Source organism: Paenibacillus sp. FSL R7-0273 (assembly GCF_000758625.1).
In the GTDB taxonomy this organism is placed as follows: domain Bacteria; phylum Bacillota; class Bacilli; order Paenibacillales; family Paenibacillaceae; genus Paenibacillus_AQ.
This window is the reverse complement of sequence record NZ_CP009283.1, coordinates 3,797,505-3,818,025: the sequence shown is the minus strand read 5'-3', so window position 1 is coordinate 3,818,025 and position 20,521 is coordinate 3,797,505. Positions and strand designations below refer to the sequence as shown.

Genomic DNA, 20,521 nt, shown 5'->3' with positions numbered 1-20,521 from the left:
TAGAGGCCCTCCTTAGGATGTATGGATCCGGTTAGAAAATTGCCAGGATACAAGCTCGAACAGTTTAGCCTCCTCTGGGCCTGTAAACACCAGATAGAGATCATGGACCCCTTCTGCTCCGCTGACCTCTGTCCTCCACTGACTTTGCAGCTCAGATTCGTTAGAGGCCGGAACCGTCAGTACCCCTATGAGCGGGCCGGCCGGATGATCCAGATGCAGTTTAATTGATCCGCCCCCGAGACATATGACAGTTGCAAGGAATGCTGCTGCAGGGACATCTCCAAATTCAACACCGGACAATCCGATCCAGTCGCCGTTATGAATATCTGTGACTATCTGATCCTGCGAGCCCGGCTTTCGTTCTGTCTTAATCCCTGCACTCCACCCTAACGTTACAGCCTGGACATTTTGATACGGATTGAAGCGGCTGATCTGCTGCACACCGGAATAATCCGCTTCAACATGAGGAATGGAGCCATCCTTCTCATGGAACAGGCGGTTGAGGTGCGTTGAACGGTAGCCATTGGCTATTCCCTGTGCCTTGGACAAGGTTTGTGCATGATAGGCGATATACCACTCTCCGTGAAACTGGAAAATCGCATGGTGGTTATTCCCGGATACTCCGAAGAAATGCCCCGGATTTCGCAGCATCGTACCCTGATAGGTCCAGGGCCCCATCGGTGTGCTGCCCGTCATATATGCAATCTCTCCCGCAGGAGGGCTGCCTTCCGGGCGTTCCCCGTCATAAAAGTTGGAGCAATAGGTGAAATAATAGAGGCCATCCCGTTTATGGATACCGGCATCTTCGAACATGAACGGCGCAGCTATAACCTCTGCCGTACCGGTAACGCTGATCATGTCATCACCAAGCCTCATCATCCGGGCAGTTCCGGGCTCTGCGTATTCTCCCTCCGGCACCCCGCCTCCGAAATAAATGTAACCGTTACCGTCATCATCGACCAGAACAGCCGGATCGAACAGCCAGGTTACCTCCTCAACCCCGGGAGTAGAACGCAAAATGAGCGCTTCCCCGATAGGGTCAATCCAGGGACCGACGGGACTGTCACTTGAGAGAACACCGATACCGCTGGCATTATTAGCGAAATACAGGAAAAAGGTATCCTTACCGCCGATCACCTTATGCGCTGCCGCCGGCGCCCAGGACTGGGTTGCCCACTTAGCTGCACCATTCGGTCCGGCAACCGCAATTTCGCCGTGATCGGTCCAGTTGACCAGGTCAGCTGAAGAAATCACCGCAATTTTATTGATGCTGCTGTAAGTATTTTCTTTTATCACGCCGTTCTCATCATATTCCAGTGCGTCATTGGTCATATACAGATAGACACGGTCACCGAATACAAGGGCATAAGGGTCAGCACCATAACGGTGCGCAACCAGCGGATTACCGGCAGGAGGTAGCTTTCCGGTGGCTTGCTTCAATAGATTTTCCATTTTATCTGCTCCATTTCGTGAATGATTCATATCGATTATAGTCAGACCTTTTTAGCGAAGTCCATGACAGATAAACACTCAGAATTGATCTATCCTCACAATCTGCTGGTGCACAATAACTCCTATACTTTTTAAAGAAAACGCTTTAATTTCTTCACCGTGGCTTATGTTATACTTTTTGAAAATAATAGCTGACGGGGGATTGTTATGAAAAATCTTAATGAAGGCTCCTTTTATACCGGAGAATACAGAAGCTTGTTTAGAGAGATAGGAGTACCGGAAGAGCTCATCCGTAAAAGGCTGGAGGATACCTGGAACGAGCTGTTTTACGGAGCCGGTGATGTCCGCTTCTACCATACTATGGGCGAAGACAAGGGCTACATCGTAGATACAGGCAATACGGATGTGCGTACAGAGGGCATGTCTTACGGAATGATGATGGCTGTCCAGATGAATAAAAAAAAGGAATTCGACCGGCTCTGGAAATTTGCCAAGGTTCACATGCAGCATACGGAAGGCCGTTACAAGGACTATTTCGCCTGGCACTGCAAACTGGACGGAACCCGGCTGTCACCAGGCCCGGCGCCGGACGGAGAAGAGTTTTTTGCAATGGCCCTGTTCTTTGCTTCTAACCGCTGGGGTGACGGTGCCGAGCCGTTCAACTATTCCGAGCAGGCCAGAATCATACTGCGGGCTTGTATTCATAAAGGAGAAGACGGTGAAGGCGACCCGATGTGGGATCCGGCAACCCGGCTGATTAAATTTGTTCCGGAAACCCCGTTTAGCGATCCTTCTTATCATCTGCCGCATTTCTATGACTTGTTTGCCCTGCAAGCGGATGAACAGGACCGGGCTTTCTGGAAAGAAGCTGCAGCCACCAGCAGAGCTTATCTGCACAGGGCATGTCATCCTGAAACGGGGCTGTCACCCGAATACGCCAACTTCGACGGAACTCCGGCTGAGCCTCAGCCGCACGGGGACTTCCGCCATTTCTTCAGTGATGCTTACCGGGTGGCGGCGAATATCGGGCTGGACTATGAATGGTACCGCTGTGATCCTTGGCAGGTGGAGCAATCCAACCGGATTCAGGCCTTCTTCCGGGACATCGAGGTTGCCGATTACCGCCGCTACACCATAGACGGGCAGCCTTTTGAGGAGAAGTCCCTGCATCCGGTCGGCCTGCTGGCAACACTGGCTATGGCTTCACTCGCTGCCGACGGGTCTGATGCAGAATACTTTGTTAAACTATTCTGGGATACACCGCTGCGCACCGGGGACCGCCGGTATTACGACAATTGCCTGTACTTTTTCAGCCTGCTGGCTCTTAGCGGACACTATCGCATCTATCTGTAAAGGGGAGGTGTCAAGATGGCCCATATTCACTTTGTTGAGTGCGACACCTCGCACCCGGGTAATTTTGTTATAGATGTTCCGGAGGGCCATCATTGGCTACTGGTAATCACCAGGACACCGGCAATGTTCTGGGTTAACGGCGTGCTTAAGGAATACCCTGCCCACAGCGCAATCCTTTATCGTCCGCAGCAAAAGGTCTATTACCGGGCCAGTACCGGTCAATTCGTTAATGACTGGCTCCGCTTCGAGGCAACTGAAGCTTATATCACGGAATCCCCGCTGCCGTTCGGCGTTCCCTTTGGCCTCAGTAATCCGGAATACTGCCGGAAGCTGCTGGAGCTGCTTATCATTGAGCAGAATTTCAGTCTGGACTGCAAGGAATCCTCTGTCGATCTTCTGCTGAGGGCATTATTTAACAAGCTTATGGAGTCCTACTTCCAGGATAATATTACACCCCAATACTACAAGCTGCTGAAATTGCGTACCGCCATCCAAAATAATCCCGGAGAATACTGGACGGTCTCCATGATGGCTGAATTTCTCCGGATCAGTCCGGGCTATCTCCAAAGCATCTACAAAAAAACCTTCGGCATCTCCTGCATTGATGATGTCATCAACAGCCGGGTCCGTATGGCAAAGGAATATTTGATTCACAATGCCCAGAGTATCGGCGAGGTTGCCTCCCGGTGCGGATATCAGAATGTAGAGCATTTTTGCAGGCAATTTAAGCGGATAACCGGACACACCCCTAAAAATTTTCAAAAGCATATAGGTGTCAGCCCTATCAAAGAAACTTAAAATGATTTATGCATTAAACGAAGATCAACTCCGATAAAAGAATTCTATTAGCTTGAAACATCAGCAACACAGGAAATCCCCTCCGGCCAGCGCCGTGAGGGGATTTCTTGTGCTGTGTATTTCAACTGCTTACTTTTTGAGGATACGGTAGATCAATACAGCGGCTTCAGCCCTGGTGGCTGTTCCGGCCGGGTTGATGAATTTCCCGTCTCCCTGGACGATCTCTTCCTTAATCAGAGCTGCCACGCTGTCAACAGCGTATTTCGCGACCTTCGCTCCATCTGTGAAGCTGCTCAACTCCCCGGCACTGCCGCTGGCGGATAATTTGTTCACTGCTTTCAACGCTCTGGCTGCAATGACCATCATATCCTGCCTGGAGATTTCGCCTTTCGGATTAAAGCTGTTGCCGTCTGTTCCATTAATGATTCCCAGCTTCTTGGCAATCCCGAGCGCTTCATAATAGTAGGTGCCTTGACTAACATCTGCGAAATTGGAGCCGGCTTCGGCTTCGAGGCCGAGAGCGCGTACCAGCAGCACTACAAAATCCGCTCTTGTGATATTAATCCCCGGACTAAACGTTGTATCGGACGTGCCTTTAATGATTCCCTCCGCATACAACTCGTTTATAGCCTCGGTAGCCCAGCTATACTTACTATCCAAGTCTTGAAAGCCGCTTGATGATGCAGGTGTCTTCGTTGCTGCCGGCGGCGGTGTTGCTGTTCCCGGTGCGGTGCCCGGAGTTGCTCCAGTTACCGGTATCGGTGTTGGTGTTGGTGTCGGTATTGGTGTAGGCTCCGGACCCGATGGCCCTCCGCTGTTACTCAGCGTGGTCACAGAATGGCTAGGACCGTCTGTGCTCCAGTTGCCTGCCGCATCACCGGCCTGGACTGAGAATTCATATCCGGTACCTGCTGAAAGACCGGACACCTCGTAGCGGTGTGCCGTTCCAGGCAGCGCTGCGATCTCCTCAGCACCCCTGAAGATCTTGTATGCTGTGACCGCTTTATCATCAGCCGCACTGTTCCATGTCAGGGTAAGTCCTGAAGTGGTTACCCCGGCGGCTTGAAGCTTGCTGCCTGCAGGCCATGAAGGCGGGATCGTATCCGCAGACGGCAGGGTCGCAGCCGAAACGGAAGGTCCGCCGGTGCTCCAATTTCCCCCGGTATCCCCGGCTTCTACGGTAAAGATATATTTCGTATCAGGTGTTAAGCCCTTGACCTGATAATGGTATACTGCCCCGGATACAGTTTCCGTGTACACGGCATCTGTAACTGTAAACGGCTTGTCGTCAACACCGTTAGTAATTCTGTAAGCGGAGATTCCGCTTTCGTCGGTTGCTGTTGCCGACCATGTCAATGTTAATTCCGTATCGGTAATGCCGAAGGCTTCAAGTGTACTGCCTTCCTGCCATACCGGCGGTGTGGTATTGGAAGTCGGCAGAGTTTTTACTGTAACAGAAGGTCCGTCCGTACTCCAGTTGCCGTCTGCATCCCCTGCTTCTACCTTGAAGGGATACAGGGTATTCGGAAGCAATCCGGTAAGCTGATAATGGTATACAGCGTCTGATACAGTAAGCTCATCCCCGTTCACAGTAACCGGGTCTGAACCAGCACCCGTATAAATCCGGTATCCGGTGACTCCAGTTTCATCTGTTGCTGCCGGCCACGACAAGGTGACTTCAGTACTCGTCAGATCAGAAGCTTCAAGCTTGCTTCCCTCACCCCATGCCGGCGGCCTTGTTTCCTCGAAGCTGAAATCGTCAATATAGTACGAAGCCGTAGCACTGTTAGGGCTTTCTACATATAGAGTGACATCATCGTGCAGGTAACGGTAGATGCCTTCCAGCTTGACCCAATCTCCGGTTGTACTTACAGTCCGGGTTGAAAGGCTGATGTAATAAGGTGTAGCAGCATTGACCAGTGCGGTCAGCTTCAGCTGGGCGCTTGCAGGCTCAAACAGCTTGACCCATACGGCAGCCTTGTACGCATTACCGGTCTTGATCATATCCTTCACATGAACGGACGGGCCGTCGGAGCTGGCTGTTCTGCCGGTTACCTTCAGGGCATACGCTCCGCCTGGAGTATGGTTGGCCTCTTTTACAGATGAAAGCGTTACGCCTGCGCTGCCTTTGGGCTTGAAGCCCTGAAGCGTCTGATCCTCAAAATCCCTTACAGCTTTCACACCCTCCGCAATGGTTAACGGACTGATCAATACACTTGCACTGCCCTTGGACAGCGTTAGGGAGAAAGCCTCATCCTGGTAGGTGAGCGCAGCTCTTACTTCAAGTGTCTTCAGCTCCTTATGGTTGTTCAGATATTCCTGTGCTTTGGCCAACAGTGCAGCTGCATCATCACCGGCAGCATCCGGAACTGTAATCCGGTTTCCGATCAGTGCAGCTGCCTCTTCTACTGCCAGCTGATCCGCACTTACCCCGCCGGTTTCTCCGGATGTTTTGAGAAGATTCACATTGGTGAAGGTTACCTGAAAATCAGTAGAAGCACTGGTATTGGTTCCGTACAATTGTACCCTTGCATCCTTAAAGAATTCCGGGGTATACGTTGACGGACTGCCCATAGCTGTCCAGCTGGAGCCGCTATTCGTCGAGAAATACCCCTGAACGACATTCCCTTCCTTTACAATGCGCAGGAAATAGTTCACTCCGCTCAAATTGGTCTGATTGGTATTGTTGGTAAAGGAGGTGCTGCCTGTTTTGCCCGAATTATTGACTTTAATATTCGCGCTTACTTTTCTTGCATTGATCCGGTAGAATTCTCCGCTCGATACCCGGCTGATGCCAAGTCCTGCCTGGGAATTCTCCCCCATGGACGAATCATTCAGCGGTTTATCCATTATCAGCTTTGCTGTCAGCGTCCAATTGCCTTCGGCAGTACCCGGAAACTGCAGCATATTATGGCTGGCCGGATATTCAGTATCGCCTTTGAGTGTCTTAATCGTGGCGCCTTCGGCGCTAAAGCTTAAAGCGCTCTGCGGATCCGCAGGATTCATGATTTCCCAGCCTGCCGGAAGGCCATTGGCAAATGAGATCAGCTCGCTTGTGCTGAAGGATATTGTATATGTCTTTACATTGTCCCCTTTTATAAACCGGACTACTGCAGTACCCTGCGCACTGTCTGCCTGTGAAATACTGATGATTTCTGCAGGATCACTGGAAACTGCCTTAACCTCCGGTATGGCATTTCCGGACAAGGTATACGTGTATTCATATTTGGCTGCATCAAAATTGGATGGCTGAATGCCGTCAATAAAGATACTGTATGACGCTACCCGTTCTGGAGTCAGCGACAGCTGATCTGCATACAGGATGTTGGCATCCTTTGCATATACCGCCAGCACTACCTTGGCAGTGCCTGCCGGTTCGTCGTAGGTAAACGGCCGGTTTGGCGTCTCATGCCAGTCTGCGACCTTAACGTCCACAGGCTGGAAGGAGCTTAAGGTAAGCGGCCCGCCCTCCAGGATGCGTCCGGTAAATTTACCGTTGCTCCAGTAAGCCGGATCACCAGCCTCACGGGCTGCATACGGCTCTGGCATATCACGGCTATTGATTCCGCTTATGCCCAGCTGATTGCCGTTCTGGTCATAATACACCAGCGCAGCCTCCACATCACCGGGATGCTCTGCGGCGAGATCATAGCTCTCCGGCCGGCTCGTCATCGAGAGGAAAAAGCCTTTGAAATTATAGCTCTCTCCCTTACTAAGCTTACCGGTAACATCCTGCCACATGCCGTCATACTGTCCGGCAGCGTCGATGCGGTCCGATATTTTCCCGGATCCGGCAACCTTCGAGGTGGCATTGTTTTTCAGGTAACGGGACAGACCCGAATAGCTCTGGATGGTATCTGCCGTTAACGCCGGTCCAGTCACAGACGGCTCAAAGATTCCATTGTGGTATCGGCCTGTAGACCAATGCTCTGTGTTGGAGGAGGTGGCTGTATCGAAGTCTCCATTCTGCAGAAGGTTACCCGGAATGGAGACTGTCCAATTATTAGCGGCAATACTCCAGTCGGAATCATTTGCTCCGAACAGGAAACGGTCTACGGTGATTGTACCGTCAGCTCCATTAGGTTCGGCAACAATGTAAAGATCCTTATGGCCATAGGCGCTCAGGTCCCCCGTATCAACCATATCCTGATACATACCGTACATATCGTTGGCCGGTACTGTGATCTCCGCTACACGCGTACCCTTGGACAGGACATCAGCTTCACTGCTCACTGCTGTGCCTACCGGAAGGACATAAGCGGCAAGCTTTCCTCCCCGGGCCGATTTCGTCTGGGCAGTCAGATACAGCAAATGCCTGCGGACAACACCGCCGTTAGCGGAGCCGTCGGCAAAATTCAGGTTTTTATAGGTGAGATACCGGCCTTCAGCCAGTGTTACGGCTTCATTGGCCCTGCCCGCATTTCCCGTACTGTCTCCCGGTATGCCGTTGTCATTTACTTCTGCTTCCAGGGTAGAGAAAATATCACGCTCTCCGTCAAGACCGCTGTATGTGGCGAAGGTCCCTTGGGACGGAACGATGGTAACAATGCTGGCGGACGGGATGTCAATGACGAACTTGCCGTTCGTAACCGGAATGGTTGCCAGCTTCTTCATATTTTCGCTTCCTGAAGTACGGAACACAGTTACACTATTGGTGCCCGCCGGAAAGTCCTTCAGGCTGAATTCAAGCGGCTGAATACTGTCATCGTTTTTAGCATTGGAAACCGTGATGGAGTAATCGTTGGTATTCGGGTTCTTGAACCCGGAAATATTGATATCGGCGGCCGGATTACGCGTCACATCAAACCGGACATCGCCGGGATTCATAAACCGGGAGAAATGCCCGTAGCCGTAAAAGCGCTTAAACAGACGATATTCACCGGTTAATGTACTGATACGCCCCGGCTCCTGCTGAGAGTTGGTGGTGACGAAACGGATCAGGTCAGAGCCGTCTGCTCCGTTGCTATCCCACATGCTCCACCAGACGAAGCCGTTAAAGCCCGGATTGCTGTTGAACATATTAGTCATGAGATTCGACCAGCGCACCGCGTCATTAATATTCTGATTGCCGTACCGCTGGGTATAGGCGCCTGCCGATCCGTCAGCGGTATCCTGATTCATGAACTCGGCCTGCCAGAGCTTATACTTGGTCAAATATTCGGGATACTTGCTTCCGTCTCTTGAATAATCGAGCGTATTCTGGGAGAAGTCACCGGTATGATACAGCTTGTTCTCGTCTGTACCTATGCCGACCGTGCCGTACAAGTGAGTCGTAAATACATCCAGATACGGATTTTTGTCGAGTGCATTATCAGGGTCGGTCTGGGAGAATACCTCCCCTCCTCTGCTGAGCGATGCGCCTAGATTGGTGCCGTCTACTGCTGCAAGCTGCGGAATAAAGTCAATCAGCTTGCCGTCAGGATTCTGGATATCGTAAAGAGCGCCGCCCGGCTGCATGGACTTCTTCAGAGTAGGGCCAATATAGCCGTTGATCAGCTCGGTTACATAGGAGGCGGTCCCGCCTGCCAGATCGACTTCATTAAAGGGGTTAATATGTGTAATGGGAATTCCCCATTGCTCCCACATGCCGCGGATATAATTAACGAGATAATCCGCATAGGCCTGATAATAGATTTTTACCGTCTTCCCGTTTATGGTAGCTGTGTCGTTGCGGATAATTTTACTTGGGGTATTGGTCGAAGACTGGCTCATCCAGTAAGGTGCAGTCCAGGTACAGGCATAGAATTGCTTAACACCGTACTGCATGGCCTGCCGCATCGTCCAGACCTGATCCACATCGAACAGCTCCTTGCGGGTACGCGGCGAATTCTTTATGACCACAGGTGCTTCTCCCGGAGCACTTAAAAGATTGGTCGGGCCGCCGTCATCATTGCCGATCGGCTCATTCCACGATGGATAATCCCAGACGAAATCCTGCACCGGTACAAGCGTACCGGGAGCATGCTCAGGTTCAACAGGCCAGACGCTGTCGGTATTCCCGTCATAATAGCGGTTCTCCGCTTCGATTTTATAACCATATTGACCCGCTGATCCCCGCATCGGAATCGCGTTTACCTCAACATCGAAGCCGGGCTTGCTGACATCGGCCAGCAGTCCTGTTAAAGGGTTGAATCCCGGGCTGGCCGCAGTGGCTCCTGTAGTGGTTAGACCGCCGTTGTCACCGATAATAACCCGGACAATGTCATGGCCTGTGCCTTCCTTTTCACTGAAGGTCAAATCCAGCAGATGCCTGACCGTATCCTGATGGCCGGCTGTGGCCAGCTGCAGCATATGGATAGAATCCGTATACGCATAGGCTGCCCCTACCCCGTCCATCGTCTGGTAGGTCTTGTACCAGTCGGCGGTTACCTGAGCCGGAGCTGCAGCTGCCGCAGCAGCCTGAACCGGGTTGGAAAACGGCACCGGGACAATAACGGACAGCGCAAGCGCGCCTGCCATTGAAACCGCAAGTGTCTTTCTCCAGATTTTTTTCCTCATTCTGCGCGTTCCTCCTTAGATTATTCTGTATACGCTTACAACGCCTTTCCTGGTTATAGCTTATCAATTCAAAAATGGAATTTGTATGAGAGCGATGCACGAATCATTTTAAAATAACACTGTAATGCTTTAAATTTGCACAAAAAAACACCCCTTGCCTTACAACGGTAAAACCATAGGTTTATTCCGGCGCAGTACAAAGAGGTGCATTGGATCAATTCGATTATTAAACTTTGAGGATTGTTGATTAGCCTTTTACTCCCCCGACGGTCATCCCCTGGACAAAATATCTCTGGAGGAACGGATAGACCATTAGTATAGGAACACTGGCGATAATGGTCATCGTTGCCCGCAGGGAAGTAGGAGTAACCCTTACGGCGTTCCCTGCAGACTGATAGGCCTCCACCGCGCCTGCTGTCGCCGAGGTGTTGGTGGTCTGTAAAATTTTCATCAGCTCATATTGAAGTGTACTTAGCTTGATGTTAGAGGAATTATATAAAAATACATCAAACCAGGAATTCCATTGTCCTACAGCTGTAAACAGCGATACTGTCGCCATGGCCGGAATAGTCAGCGGCAATACGACGCGCATAAAGGTTGTGAACTCCCCGGCCCCGTCAATACGCGCGGATTCCAGAATGCCTTCAGGCAGGCCTTCAATAAAGGATCTGACGACGATCATGTTGAAGACTCCGATAACCCCCGGAACAATGTAGACCCAGAAGGAATCCGTCAAACCCAGATTGCGGATCAGCAGATAGCCGGGAATCAGCCCCCCGCTGAAATACATTGTGAATACAAAAAATACGGTAACAAACTTGCGCAGGACAAACTCCTGGCGGCTGACAGTGAACGCGAGCATTGCCGTACAGAAGACAGATACCGCTGTGCCGATCACCGTGCGTAATAAAGAAATCAGGGTGGCGTGGTAAATATCCGACTCTCCAAAAATATATTTATAATTGTTCAAGGTCCACATCCGCGGCCACAAATAGATACCGCCCCTGACGGCGTCGTTGGCATCATTAAGAGAGACTGCGATCATATTAATGAAAGGATACATCGTAACAACCATCAGACAGATCATGAAGATTACGTTGCATATGTCAAATACGCGGTCTCCGGGACTGGAATTGCGTAAACGGGCCTTTTTCGTTGTCTGCATGTCATGGACCTCCTTCTAGAATAATCTGCTTTCACCCATTCTCTTGGCAATATGGTTGGCTGAGAACAGGAATATGAAGCTGACGACGGTTTTGAATATGCCTGCTGCCGTCCCCAGAGAGAAGTTACCCATACCCAAACCATATTTCAGCACAAAGATATCCAGGTTCTCCGAGTAATCAAGATTCATCCCGTTGCCCAACAAATATTGCGGCTCAAATCCGGATTCAAGAATATTACCCAGGTTCATAATCAGCAGGATAATGATAACCGGCTTGAGTCCGGGGAGCGTTATGCTCATCATCCGCTGAAAGCGGTTAGCCCCGTCGATTTCAGCCGCCTCATATTGAGAGGGATCTATGGCAGTGATGGCTGCCAGATAGATTATGGTGTTCCAGCCCACATCCTTCCAGACCTGTGTCGCCCCGAGAATTCCCCAGAAATACTCACCCTTACCCATCCAGAGCACCGGCTTATCCAGAAGATGCAGCTTTGTGAGCAGCAGATTAATAATGCCGTCCGGCGATAACACGGTTAGCACAATGCTGGATGCCACAACCCAGGAGATGAAGTGGGGTAAATAGCTGACGGTCTGTACAACGCGTTTAAAAATAATATTCTTCAGCTCATTCAGCAGCAGTGCCAGCGTGATCGCGGTAACGAACCCCAGCACCAGCTGAATGGTGCTCATCACCAGCGTATTTCTTAACACCCGGTAAAAGGTGCTGTCCTCGAACAGAATCCGGAAATGCTTTAACCCAGCCCACTCCTGCTCCGAAAAGCTTCTGGCCGGCTTGAAATTCTGAAATGCCATGGTCCAGCCCCACAGCGGGAGATACTTAAAGACAAAAGCCCAGATTACAAAAGGTATACACATAAAGGCCAGCGTCTTCTGCTGTATCAGGCGTTTAAAAAAAGTATGGGTTTTATTTAAACCCGCTCCGTTGGATTCAGGCGGCGGGCTTACAGAATAGACCGGTTTCTCCACTTCTTCTCTCTCCCTTCTCCTTGCCGGCAAAAGCCGGGGGCTGAAATCACATCATTCTAACCCCCTGGCCTCTGTCAGCCTTATAAGCCTGATATCACCAATTGCCCGCAACCCGCTCCTGGACTTTTTTGGTGATGAAATCCTCATACGTCTTCTTATCCAGCTTGTTGAACTGGCCCATGTATTCATCCCAGTTCTTATCGAAGTTAGCCGTATTGTCCAAAATCATGGTAGGCAGATATTTACGCTGCAGGTCATCCGCCTTGGTGATAAACATCTGTTCAGGTGAACCCTGCTCCAGGGCAATGGACCAGGCCGGCGACCACGGGCGTGCATCAGGAGCACTGAACAGCTCGCTGAAGGTTTGTACGCCGTATTTTGCAAGCAGCTCCTTGTCACCTTCTGTATATCCGTAGGATGCTACCTCAGGCTGGTTCCCCGGCCCGTAAGCATTGCCGTCCTCCAGTACAGAGTTATTGCCGTAACGCGGCCAGCTGTAGTTGAAATAGTCGAAGCCGAATTTAGTGCTTTTCTCCGGATCCTCGTGCATCTGGCGCTGTTCATCATTGGCATAGGTGAACCGGCCGTTCTCATCTACAGTATAGGACTGATCCTTAACGCCCCACTGAACCAGAATCTGATTCTCTTCCTTGAGCAGGTTGTCGAAGTATTTGATAATCCGCTCCGGATCCTTGGCATTAACCGTGATGCCTACGCCATAGTTGTTTACAAAGCCGGGAGGATCGATATATTGATCCTTGATTTCTTTGTCAAACACGATCGGCAGCGCAACATAACGCTTGTCATCATTGCCGGCCTTCTTCAGGTTGTTGGTTGCGTCGCCGACCTGCCAGGAATAGCTGAAATAACCGAGCACGCGTCCTGAGGTCAGCTTGGCCAAATACTGGTCTCTGTTCATCGTAAAGGATTCAGGATCGACCAGGCCCTGGCCGTTCGCCTCATTCAGCTTCTTGATCCACCGCTTCTGATAATCAGAGCCTCCTACCAGCTTGGCTTCATGCGTCTCCATATCCACAATGGTACTGCCGTCATTAGGATAGCCTGCCAGGTGGTTGGCCGGATTCTGGAGTGTAAAGAAGCTGCCCTGCTCTCCGGCAAAGGTAGCGAAGCCAATCGTGTCCTGGCCGTCCACCTGCGGATATTTATCCTTGTATTGCTTGATCAGATCAAAATATTCGTCAAGGGTTTTGATTGTGGGATAGTTGAACTCCTTCAGGACTGAGCGCTGAATATAAAATCCTGTCTGGAAATTTGGCTCGGAGACATAACCGATGTTGGCATCGTACGGGAAGAAGTAGATTTTACCGTCTTCCTGTCTGAACTTATCGAAGTAAGGTCCATATACACGCTTAATATTGGGGCCATACTTGTCAATCAGATCATCGAGCGGAATGAAGGCTCCCGCATCCATCAATTTGGCCATCTGGTTACTGGAATCGATAATGTCAGGGTAGTCTCCGCTGGCAATCATAACCCCGGCTTTTGTGTCGCCGTCCCCCACCAGATACTCTATGTTCCAATCAACACCGGTCTGGGTCTGCAATTCTTTACCGATTGTAGTTTCGCTTGCTAAAACTTGTTTCTTGGGTGCACCAAAGCTGAAATACTTGTAGGTAACCGGCGAGGTGTCTTCGCTGCCCGCTGAATTCCCCGGTTCTGCGGTGTTGCTGCCCGATGAATCATTACTGTTACCGCTGCAGCCTCCCAAAGCTGCCGCCAGGACGAGTGCCATGCCGGCGGTTACAAATTTGCTCTTTAACATTTTCGGCTTAATCCCCCTTTAAGTTCGCAAATCCTTATTGTTCTTGTAAGCTCTTTCAATATAACAAGAAACCGCTTTCCTGATTACCCACTAAACCATACCTTGTACTGCGAAAAGTATATCCGTCTATCCGTTGTCCTTTAGAATTTCAGTTCCGCAAGCGGAAGGGAAATTTCAATGCTTGTCCCCTGTCCGTCCCCGGTGTGAATTGCAAATTTGAAGCGGTCCTGGAAGCACAGCTTTAAACGGTAATAGGCATTTTTCATTCCGACCCGCTCGCCCATATCCTCATTGTCCTTCAGGTAACACTCTATTGCCTTCAGCTTATCCGGTGGCATTCCAATCCCGTTATCCTCCAGTCTGAAAATAAGCCGGTCTCCTTCTACCGTAACGGAGATCGTAATAATCCCTTTATCCGGACTCGATTCGATACCATGAATGCTGGCATTCTCTACAAAAGGCAGCAGCACCATCTTCGGAATCCGGTGGTCAAGTGCTGCGGGATCAACCACGATGCTGTATTCCAGCTTGTCGCCGAAGCGGTATTGCTGGATCTCCAGAAAGCTGCCGATGAGCTCCAGCTCTTCGCGGACAGTAACCTCGTTCTGGCTCCAGGAGATGGATTTGCGGAACATTTTCGCCATATGCTGAATGATATTTGCCGTCTCCTTCTCCCCTTTAATAAGGCTTCGCATCCGGACCGATTCCAGCGAGTTGAACAGGAAATGAGGGTTAATCTGGCTGTACAAAGCATGAAGCTGTGCCTGCTGCTGCCGCAGCTCCAGATCCTTTTTTTGAATATCGGCAATATAGACCTCATTAATCAGGCTGTTGATTGTCTCAGTCATCCGGTTGAACTCCATTGTCAATTGGCCGATTTCGTCTCTCGCCTCCTCGTAGGGGATGGTCTGGAAGTTCTGGGCCTTCACCTTTTTCATATGCTTCAGAATCCGTACCAGCCGCACATGAATTGATCTCGACATGGCTGCAATAATGATAGTGGGCAGGATAAAGTTGATGCAGGCCAGCCAAATGACAAAATAACGTGACTTGCGCACATCCTTGAGTACGTTTTCCTCGTCCATGACCCCTTTCAGGCTCCAGCCCTCCAGATAGTTAATTCCGGTGTAGGCAGATTCAAAGGTCAGTGAATTTTGAGGGAGGGGAATTTCCCTGAAAAGAGGCTCTTCTGTTATGCCGGCTCCGTTATTCTGAAACTTCACTTTCCCCCGGGGGTCCACCAGATAGACTGTGCCGTTAAAGCCGCTTCCCCGGAAAATTTGCTGGATATGCTCCATATTAAGATCGATTTTGACGAGCTGTTCGATGCCTCCGGTATTGTAGTTATTTAATTTTTGAACCAGACTGAATTTTTGTCCGGAATAAATAAAGGTCGGATAAGGGGCTGAGAAGGCTTTGGACTGGATATACCAGTCGGTAAGGCGGACCTTGTCTGTTAAACGGTCAATATAGCCCGAGGACAGTACAGTGGGATTATCTGTATAGACCTGATACCAGTGAACCCCTTGTACATTCTGGTCTGCAAGCGCTCCTCTTAAATACGAATTGAACGTTTCCACATAATCCATCTCACTTGTAAATCGGCGGGAAATGGTTTTGTTGAGTATAGAATCGGCATACAGAGAGTAAGAAACGCCAACCCCCTGATCGATGGTCACCTGCAGGTCATTTTTCAAGTTAGACAGCGCCATGTCTGCGTCACGGATTTTTTGATTCCGTATATTCGTAGTGGTGACGTTATAGAAAACAACATTCGTCAGGACGATGGGAATGAATACTGACAATATGTACATCATCAGCAGCTTGTCGCGCAGCTTCATAACATTCAGGAATTTGTTCATAGGACCGCCCCGCTATTCTTTTTCAATCAGCATGTTCCGGTATTCAGTCGGCGAGACATGCTCCAGCTTCTCAAATTGGGTTACGAAATAATCGGAGCTCTGAAAGCCGACTTTACCGGCAATTTCATAAATTCTCAAATCGCTCTGGCGGAGCAGCTTTTTGGCTTCCCCGACCCGGAGCTCCAGCAGATAATCGTTGAAATAGACACCGTAGGTTTTGCGGAACAGCCGCCCCAGATATACGGCATTCATATAAAACTCAGCAGCGATACTCTTGAGACTGATATTTTCAGTGTAATGGGTATCGATATACTGTTTGATAGGTTTAATACCGCTCAGGCTATGCGCTTTGCGGAGCCGGCCGATGTAATCCGCCGCTTCCTGCACCGCCAGTATAAAATGGTCCTTTAGCATCTGCAGGCTCCAGAGCTCAATGTCCCGTTCAGCAAGCTCCTTCAGCCGTAAAATCTCATCCTCGCTGCCATCCATGTCCTTAATAACACTAAGGATTCCGGTCATACACCTGGACAGGGAGCCTGTAACGGCCTGTGAAGTGAAGCGCTGCTCCTGAAACTGCCGGAACATACTGTTTACAGTATCCAGATAATCGTCCATACTTCCCTCTTCCAGTTGCGTAATAAGCCTGTTGGTCAAAGCCGGACTCATATCGAAAACGTACAAAGACTTCTCTTTAACCGCAGAATACATAATGACTCCGGAGGTCTCGGCATATTTGTGCCTTGCCGCTTCGTTCGCCTCCTTAAAAGAAAGATTCACAGCAGTCAGGGTATCCACAGGATTACCGGCATAGAGGCTGAGGCTAATATTCAGCTGCTCCGCCAGCCCTGCCCGAAGCTGCTCCAAATGCAGCATAAGACCGGTCTCGCCGCCTTGAATACGGCTTGTACACAGCAGCATTCCAAATCTTCCCGGCTGCTGCTCATGTACAGGGACACGGGTGTCTATACGTTCAAGGGATTGAATCACGCTCTGAAGCTGCTTCAGGGTAGGCTGCTTGTCCTGTAAATGACCATGAATTTCGGTAACCGCATACAAGAAGCCGCTTTCGCCTTCCAGTCCCAGTGCAGCAGCAAAAGGGTCCGCATCCTCTTCATGGAAATCACCCTGTACAAGCGCTTCCAGGATTGCACTGCTTGTGAGATCATCGTTAGTCAGTGCAGGGAACTTCTTCCTTCCGAGCGAATAGGAAAGCTTCCGCAGGGTTGCACTCATCTCCTCTTCGTCTATGGGCTTCAGAATGTAGTCATGCACACCATAGCGCAGGGCCTGCTGGGCATACTTGAAATCGTGATAGCCGCTGATGATGATGAACATCGGATCCGGGAAGAAAGCTTCCTTCACACTGCGAACCAGCTCCAGCCCGTCCAGAATGGGCATCCGGATGTCTGTAATCACCAGATCAGGCTCAAGCTGTTGGATCAGCTCCATTGCTTCCGCTCCATTATCCGCCTCACCTACTATGCTGAATTTAAGGGATTCCCATGGGATCAGCGCAAGCAGCCCCTTGCGGACAAACACCTCATCGTCTACCAGTAACACTTTGAACATGATTAGCCTCCTTCAGAAAAAAACAGGTATGCAATGTATTATAATAAGTATCCGCGCGATAATCCTTGTAAATTTTCCTCTAAATATTGCGTATTTTCTTTTTTTACGCAAAAAGAATCCCGGTTTGCAGGCCGCACTTATATATGCGGGGTCTGCAAGCCGGAATCGTCAGCAATCAGAAATAGGCAATGAAGAGGCTATTTCATTTAATTAAGCGTGAGGGTAATGCTGTCTATATTAGGTCCTTCAGTACCGGTAGTGACCACCTTGAGGGTGTTGATTCCAACATTCATCGCAACCTGAATTGTCTTCTCGCCCCAGGTTGTCCAGCTTCCGGTTGCTGTAAAGGCGAGATTGCTGATAACCTTGGTTCCATTTACATAGACATCCAGGTTTCTCGTGCCGGACTCCAATGCATAACGGAATTTCACATTTTTGCTGCTGGCAGTAGCGCAGTAGATACTGTTCCACTGGATGGCCGCATCCGCTGCTGCATTAAAATTGACGTATCCGCTGCCGTTATAGCCGGAATTGGTTGTTTCTGTTACTGCAGCAGTCAAGGTTGTGCCTGTTTCGGCTTCGTATGTGGTTCCGGTGCTGCCGCTGCCGCTTCCCAGTGCAGCTACAAAGGTTGTTACACTCTGGGCAGGAAGCTGGGCTGTAAACGCATTGTTGGTCACATTGATTGCAGCTCCTGCAGCAACCTTTCTGGACGCATCGGTTACCCACGGGGATACGCTTGAAGCTGTTCCGTTCTGCAGAACAAATTTTTGATTGACCGCTGAGGTGCCCTTGTTAATGGCTACAATGACAACCTTGTTGTCTCCCTTGTAAGCCGAGGTGTACACATTCGTATCCGGATTCTTTGTTGCGTCCACTCTGACATAGCCCGGGCGGATGAATTTGGAGAACTGGGCCATGCTGTCCCCGCGCTTGCTGATCGTACCGTCCTCATTCATCGGGCCGTATTGGCGGCGGATGTACCACCACACATAGGCCTGGAAATCCGCCTCGGCCATTGCATTATGCATATGGTAAGCGACTTCCAGTGCCTCAGGCCAAAGGTTGGCTGAGCTGTTATTACTGTTGGGATAATACACTTCCGTCATCCATAGCTCCTTCCCTGCCCCTTTTTGCTTAAACAGCGGGTACGGGAAATTACTGAACGAGGTGCCATAAGTATGAGCACCCAAAATATCCATATTCGCAAGGGCCTGCGGGTCGTTCAGAATCGGGTCCGACATATTTTTGAGATAGGAGAAGGATTCGGGAGCGATCACCCGGCAATTGATGGACCCGGCATTTTCTTTCATGAACTTAAGCATTTCTTCAGGTGTCCACCAGGTCCAGGTATGGGCATAATCCGGTTCATTCTGCACAGATATCGCGTAGAGGTCTACTCCGTTATTCTTCATGTACGTAACAAAATCATTGAGATGCTGCGCATAGGCAGCATACTTGTCATATCTGAGCCGCTTGGCTGACTCGCCGCTACGGGTAAAGGTTTCCGTCATGTCACTTGGAGGATTCCAGGGCGAAGCGAAGACTGTCGCTCCTTTGGCAATAGCAGCCTTTGCGGTATCTACTTCCCTGTACCAGTTATTTTTGTTCTCGTCTACATAAATTCGCAGAACAGAGAAGCCCAGCTGGTTGGCACCATTGCCGAATGCCGTGTCTCTTTGTGCAGGGGTCAGGTCTCCAATCCAGGCGGGGAGATTGATTCCCCCAAAACCGCGGATGACCTGCTTCTCTGCCGACAGGTTAACTGTGACATCACTTGCTGCCGAAGCTTTGGGAGGTGCAGGAACCAGTACTGCCGTCAGTACCGTTACAGCTGCCAGGAGGGTACACATTGATTTTTTTACACCGGTTATCATTTATCCATCTCCTCACTGAATTTGTCACTGCATCAATGAAACCTGGACCACCTCCCGTCTGGTCGAAGCAGCTGCATTAGGCACCCGGCTTGCCTTACCTGCTTGCAGTACTTGCAAGCGCTTCCTTTTACTGTATTATAATAGGTATTGAAGTTATAATCCTTGCAGTAAAACGATTTGTTATTGCGCGAATGCCACTTATCCCAAAGATCTACAGAAAAGGATTGAATGCGATGCTGCAGGCTACCGGCCATATATTTTCACCGATTAAGGAAGAGCTCCTCTGCTTTCACAATACGTCAACGACAGAGCTGATCGATCCAACGCTGCCTTATCACCGTCATGATGCCTATGAAGTTTATCTGTTCCTGAGGGGCAATTCCCTGATGTATCTTGAACAATCCTGCTACAAGCTGGTACCCGGGGATTTAATCATTATCAGCCCGGGTGAGCTGCACCGGTGTATCTGTCTCGATACCCAAACGTATGAACGGATCGGATTGAATATCAAACGAACAGCACTGGAAAAGCTATCAAGCCGCCGCACCAGCCTGGCCTCCTGCTTTGAGACTCACACTTTTGGACAGAACAATCTGACCCGGCTCACGCACGAGCAAATGATATTTTACACCGGATTAGCTGAACAGCTGATCTCCTGCCTGAGCTCAGAGGAATATGGACAGGATGTTCTGGCGGAGGCTTACGCAACCCAGCTGCTTGTATTCATCAACACCCTTTACCGCTCCTCGACGCATAGTCCGGACGATATCATGCCTGAGCTGGTCAGCAATACGATGTCCTATATCAAAAGCCATCTGGCGGAAGACATTACATCCGGACATTTGGAGCAGGAGTTTCATTACAGCAGCAAATATATCAGCCGGCTGTTCCGGGAGCATACCGGACTTACGATCCGTTCCTATATCATTGACCAGCGCGTATCGCTCGCCAAAAGCCATCTCGCCGCCGGTAAATCCGTTGCGGAAGCCTGTGAGCTATCCGGGTTCAGCGATTATGCGAATTTTATCCGCAGCTTCAAGAAGACAGCAGGCATCTCCCCCGGTAAATACAAGGCCAATAAGCATTCGGAGCGGTACCGGAGCGAAAGAGCTGCAAATGCCGGCAGAAAAACAAAATGGAGCTGACCCTGCCGGGTTAGCTCCTTTCTTAAATTACT

General features: G+C 50.1%; 11 protein-coding genes. 3 read left to right on the top strand and 8 right to left on the bottom strand.

The window, feature by feature from the left end; translation table 11 throughout:
* Window positions 1-12: 12 nt before the first annotated feature.
* On the bottom strand, window positions 13-1,452 hold the full coding sequence (locus R70723_RS16375; protein WP_039873481.1) for a glycoside hydrolase family 43 protein: 1,440 nt from the start codon (window positions 1,450-1,452) through the stop codon (window positions 13-15).
* A gap of 207 nt (window positions 1,453-1,659) precedes the next feature.
* Between R70723_RS16375 and R70723_RS16370 the strand changes: the two genes are divergently transcribed.
* Both R70723_RS16370 and R70723_RS16365 read left to right on the top strand, forming a co-directional pair.
* Window positions 1,660-2,805, top strand: a complete 1,146-nt coding sequence (locus tag R70723_RS16370; protein ID WP_039873479.1) for a family 8 glycosyl hydrolase — start codon at window positions 1,660-1,662, stop codon at window positions 2,803-2,805.
* Between the two features lie 15 nt (window positions 2,806-2,820).
* Complete coding sequence (locus R70723_RS16365; RefSeq protein ID WP_039873478.1) at window positions 2,821-3,603, top strand: helix-turn-helix transcriptional regulator; 783 nt, start codon at window positions 2,821-2,823, stop codon at window positions 3,601-3,603.
* Window positions 3,604-3,732: 129 nt separating this feature from the next.
* On the opposite strand, the gene R70723_RS16360 is transcribed toward R70723_RS16365, so the two are convergent.
* The 7 genes from R70723_RS16360 to R70723_RS16330 all read right to left on the bottom strand — a co-directional run bounded on the left by R70723_RS16360 (window position 3,733) and on the right by R70723_RS16330 (window position 19,344).
* A complete protein-coding gene (locus R70723_RS16360; RefSeq protein WP_039873476.1) occupies window positions 3,733-10,101 on the bottom strand; it encodes an S-layer homology domain-containing protein in 6,369 nt (2,122 codons plus the stop codon).
* 247 nt (window positions 10,102-10,348) lie between these two features.
* Entirely contained in the window at window positions 10,349-11,266 is a 918-nt protein-coding gene (locus R70723_RS16355; protein WP_039873474.1) for a carbohydrate ABC transporter permease, read from the bottom strand.
* A 15-nt stretch (window positions 11,267-11,281) separates the two neighbouring features.
* On the bottom strand, window positions 11,282-12,253 hold the full coding sequence (locus R70723_RS16350; protein ID WP_039873471.1) for an ABC transporter permease: 972 nt from the start codon (window positions 12,251-12,253) through the stop codon (window positions 11,282-11,284).
* Between the two features lie 94 nt (window positions 12,254-12,347).
* Window positions 12,348-14,036, bottom strand: a complete 1,689-nt coding sequence (locus R70723_RS16345) for an ABC transporter substrate-binding protein (RefSeq protein ID WP_039873470.1) — start codon at window positions 14,034-14,036, stop codon at window positions 12,348-12,350.
* 140 nt (window positions 14,037-14,176) lie between these two features.
* Window positions 14,177-15,898: a sensor histidine kinase gene (locus R70723_RS16340; RefSeq protein ID WP_039873468.1), complete on the bottom strand. Its 1,722-nt coding sequence runs from the start codon at window positions 15,896-15,898 to the stop codon at window positions 14,177-14,179.
* A 12-nt stretch (window positions 15,899-15,910) separates the two neighbouring features.
* Window positions 15,911-17,467, bottom strand: a complete 1,557-nt coding sequence (locus R70723_RS16335) for a response regulator transcription factor (protein WP_039873467.1) — start codon at window positions 17,465-17,467, stop codon at window positions 15,911-15,913.
* A gap of 206 nt (window positions 17,468-17,673) precedes the next feature.
* Window positions 17,674-19,344, bottom strand: coding sequence for a glucuronoarabinoxylan endo-1,4-beta-xylanase XynC (locus tag R70723_RS16330; protein ID WP_039873465.1), 1,671 nt, complete (start codon window positions 19,342-19,344; stop codon window positions 17,674-17,676).
* 233 nt (window positions 19,345-19,577) lie between these two features.
* Here R70723_RS16330 and R70723_RS16325 point away from each other — a divergent pair, with 233 nt between their 5' ends.
* On the top strand, window positions 19,578-20,489 hold the full coding sequence (locus tag R70723_RS16325) for an AraC family transcriptional regulator (RefSeq protein WP_047171143.1): 912 nt from the start codon (window positions 19,578-19,580) through the stop codon (window positions 20,487-20,489).
* Window positions 20,490-20,521 lie beyond the last annotated feature (32 nt).

What these genes read in the sequence shown, in the direction of transcription:
- R70723_RS16375 (WP_039873481.1), bottom strand. Translation starts at nt 1,452, where the DNA reads ATGGAAAATCTATTGAAGCAAGCCACCGGAAAGCTACCTCCTGCCGGT.
- R70723_RS16370 (WP_039873479.1), top strand. Translation starts at nt 1,660, where the DNA reads ATGAAAAATCTTAATGAAGGCTCCTTTTATACCGGAGAATACAGAAGC.
- R70723_RS16365 (WP_039873478.1), top strand. Translation starts at nt 2,821, where the DNA reads ATGGCCCATATTCACTTTGTTGAGTGCGACACCTCGCACCCGGGTAAT.
- R70723_RS16360 (WP_039873476.1), bottom strand. Translation starts at nt 10,101, where the DNA reads ATGAGGAAAAAAATCTGGAGAAAGACACTTGCGGTTTCAATGGCAGGC.
- R70723_RS16355 (WP_039873474.1), bottom strand. Translation starts at nt 11,266, where the DNA reads ATGCAGACAACGAAAAAGGCCCGTTTACGCAATTCCAGTCCCGGAGAC.
- R70723_RS16345 (WP_039873470.1), bottom strand. Translation starts at nt 14,036, where the DNA reads ATGTTAAAGAGCAAATTTGTAACCGCCGGCATGGCACTCGTCCTGGCG.
- R70723_RS16340 (WP_039873468.1), bottom strand. Translation starts at nt 15,898, where the DNA reads ATGAACAAATTCCTGAATGTTATGAAGCTGCGCGACAAGCTGCTGATG.
- R70723_RS16335 (WP_039873467.1), bottom strand. Translation starts at nt 17,467, where the DNA reads ATGTTCAAAGTGTTACTGGTAGACGATGAGGTGTTTGTCCGCAAGGGG.
- R70723_RS16330 (WP_039873465.1), bottom strand. Translation starts at nt 19,344, where the DNA reads ATGATAACCGGTGTAAAAAAATCAATGTGTACCCTCCTGGCAGCTGTA.
- R70723_RS16325 (WP_047171143.1), top strand. Translation starts at nt 19,578, where the DNA reads ATGCTGCAGGCTACCGGCCATATATTTTCACCGATTAAGGAAGAGCTC.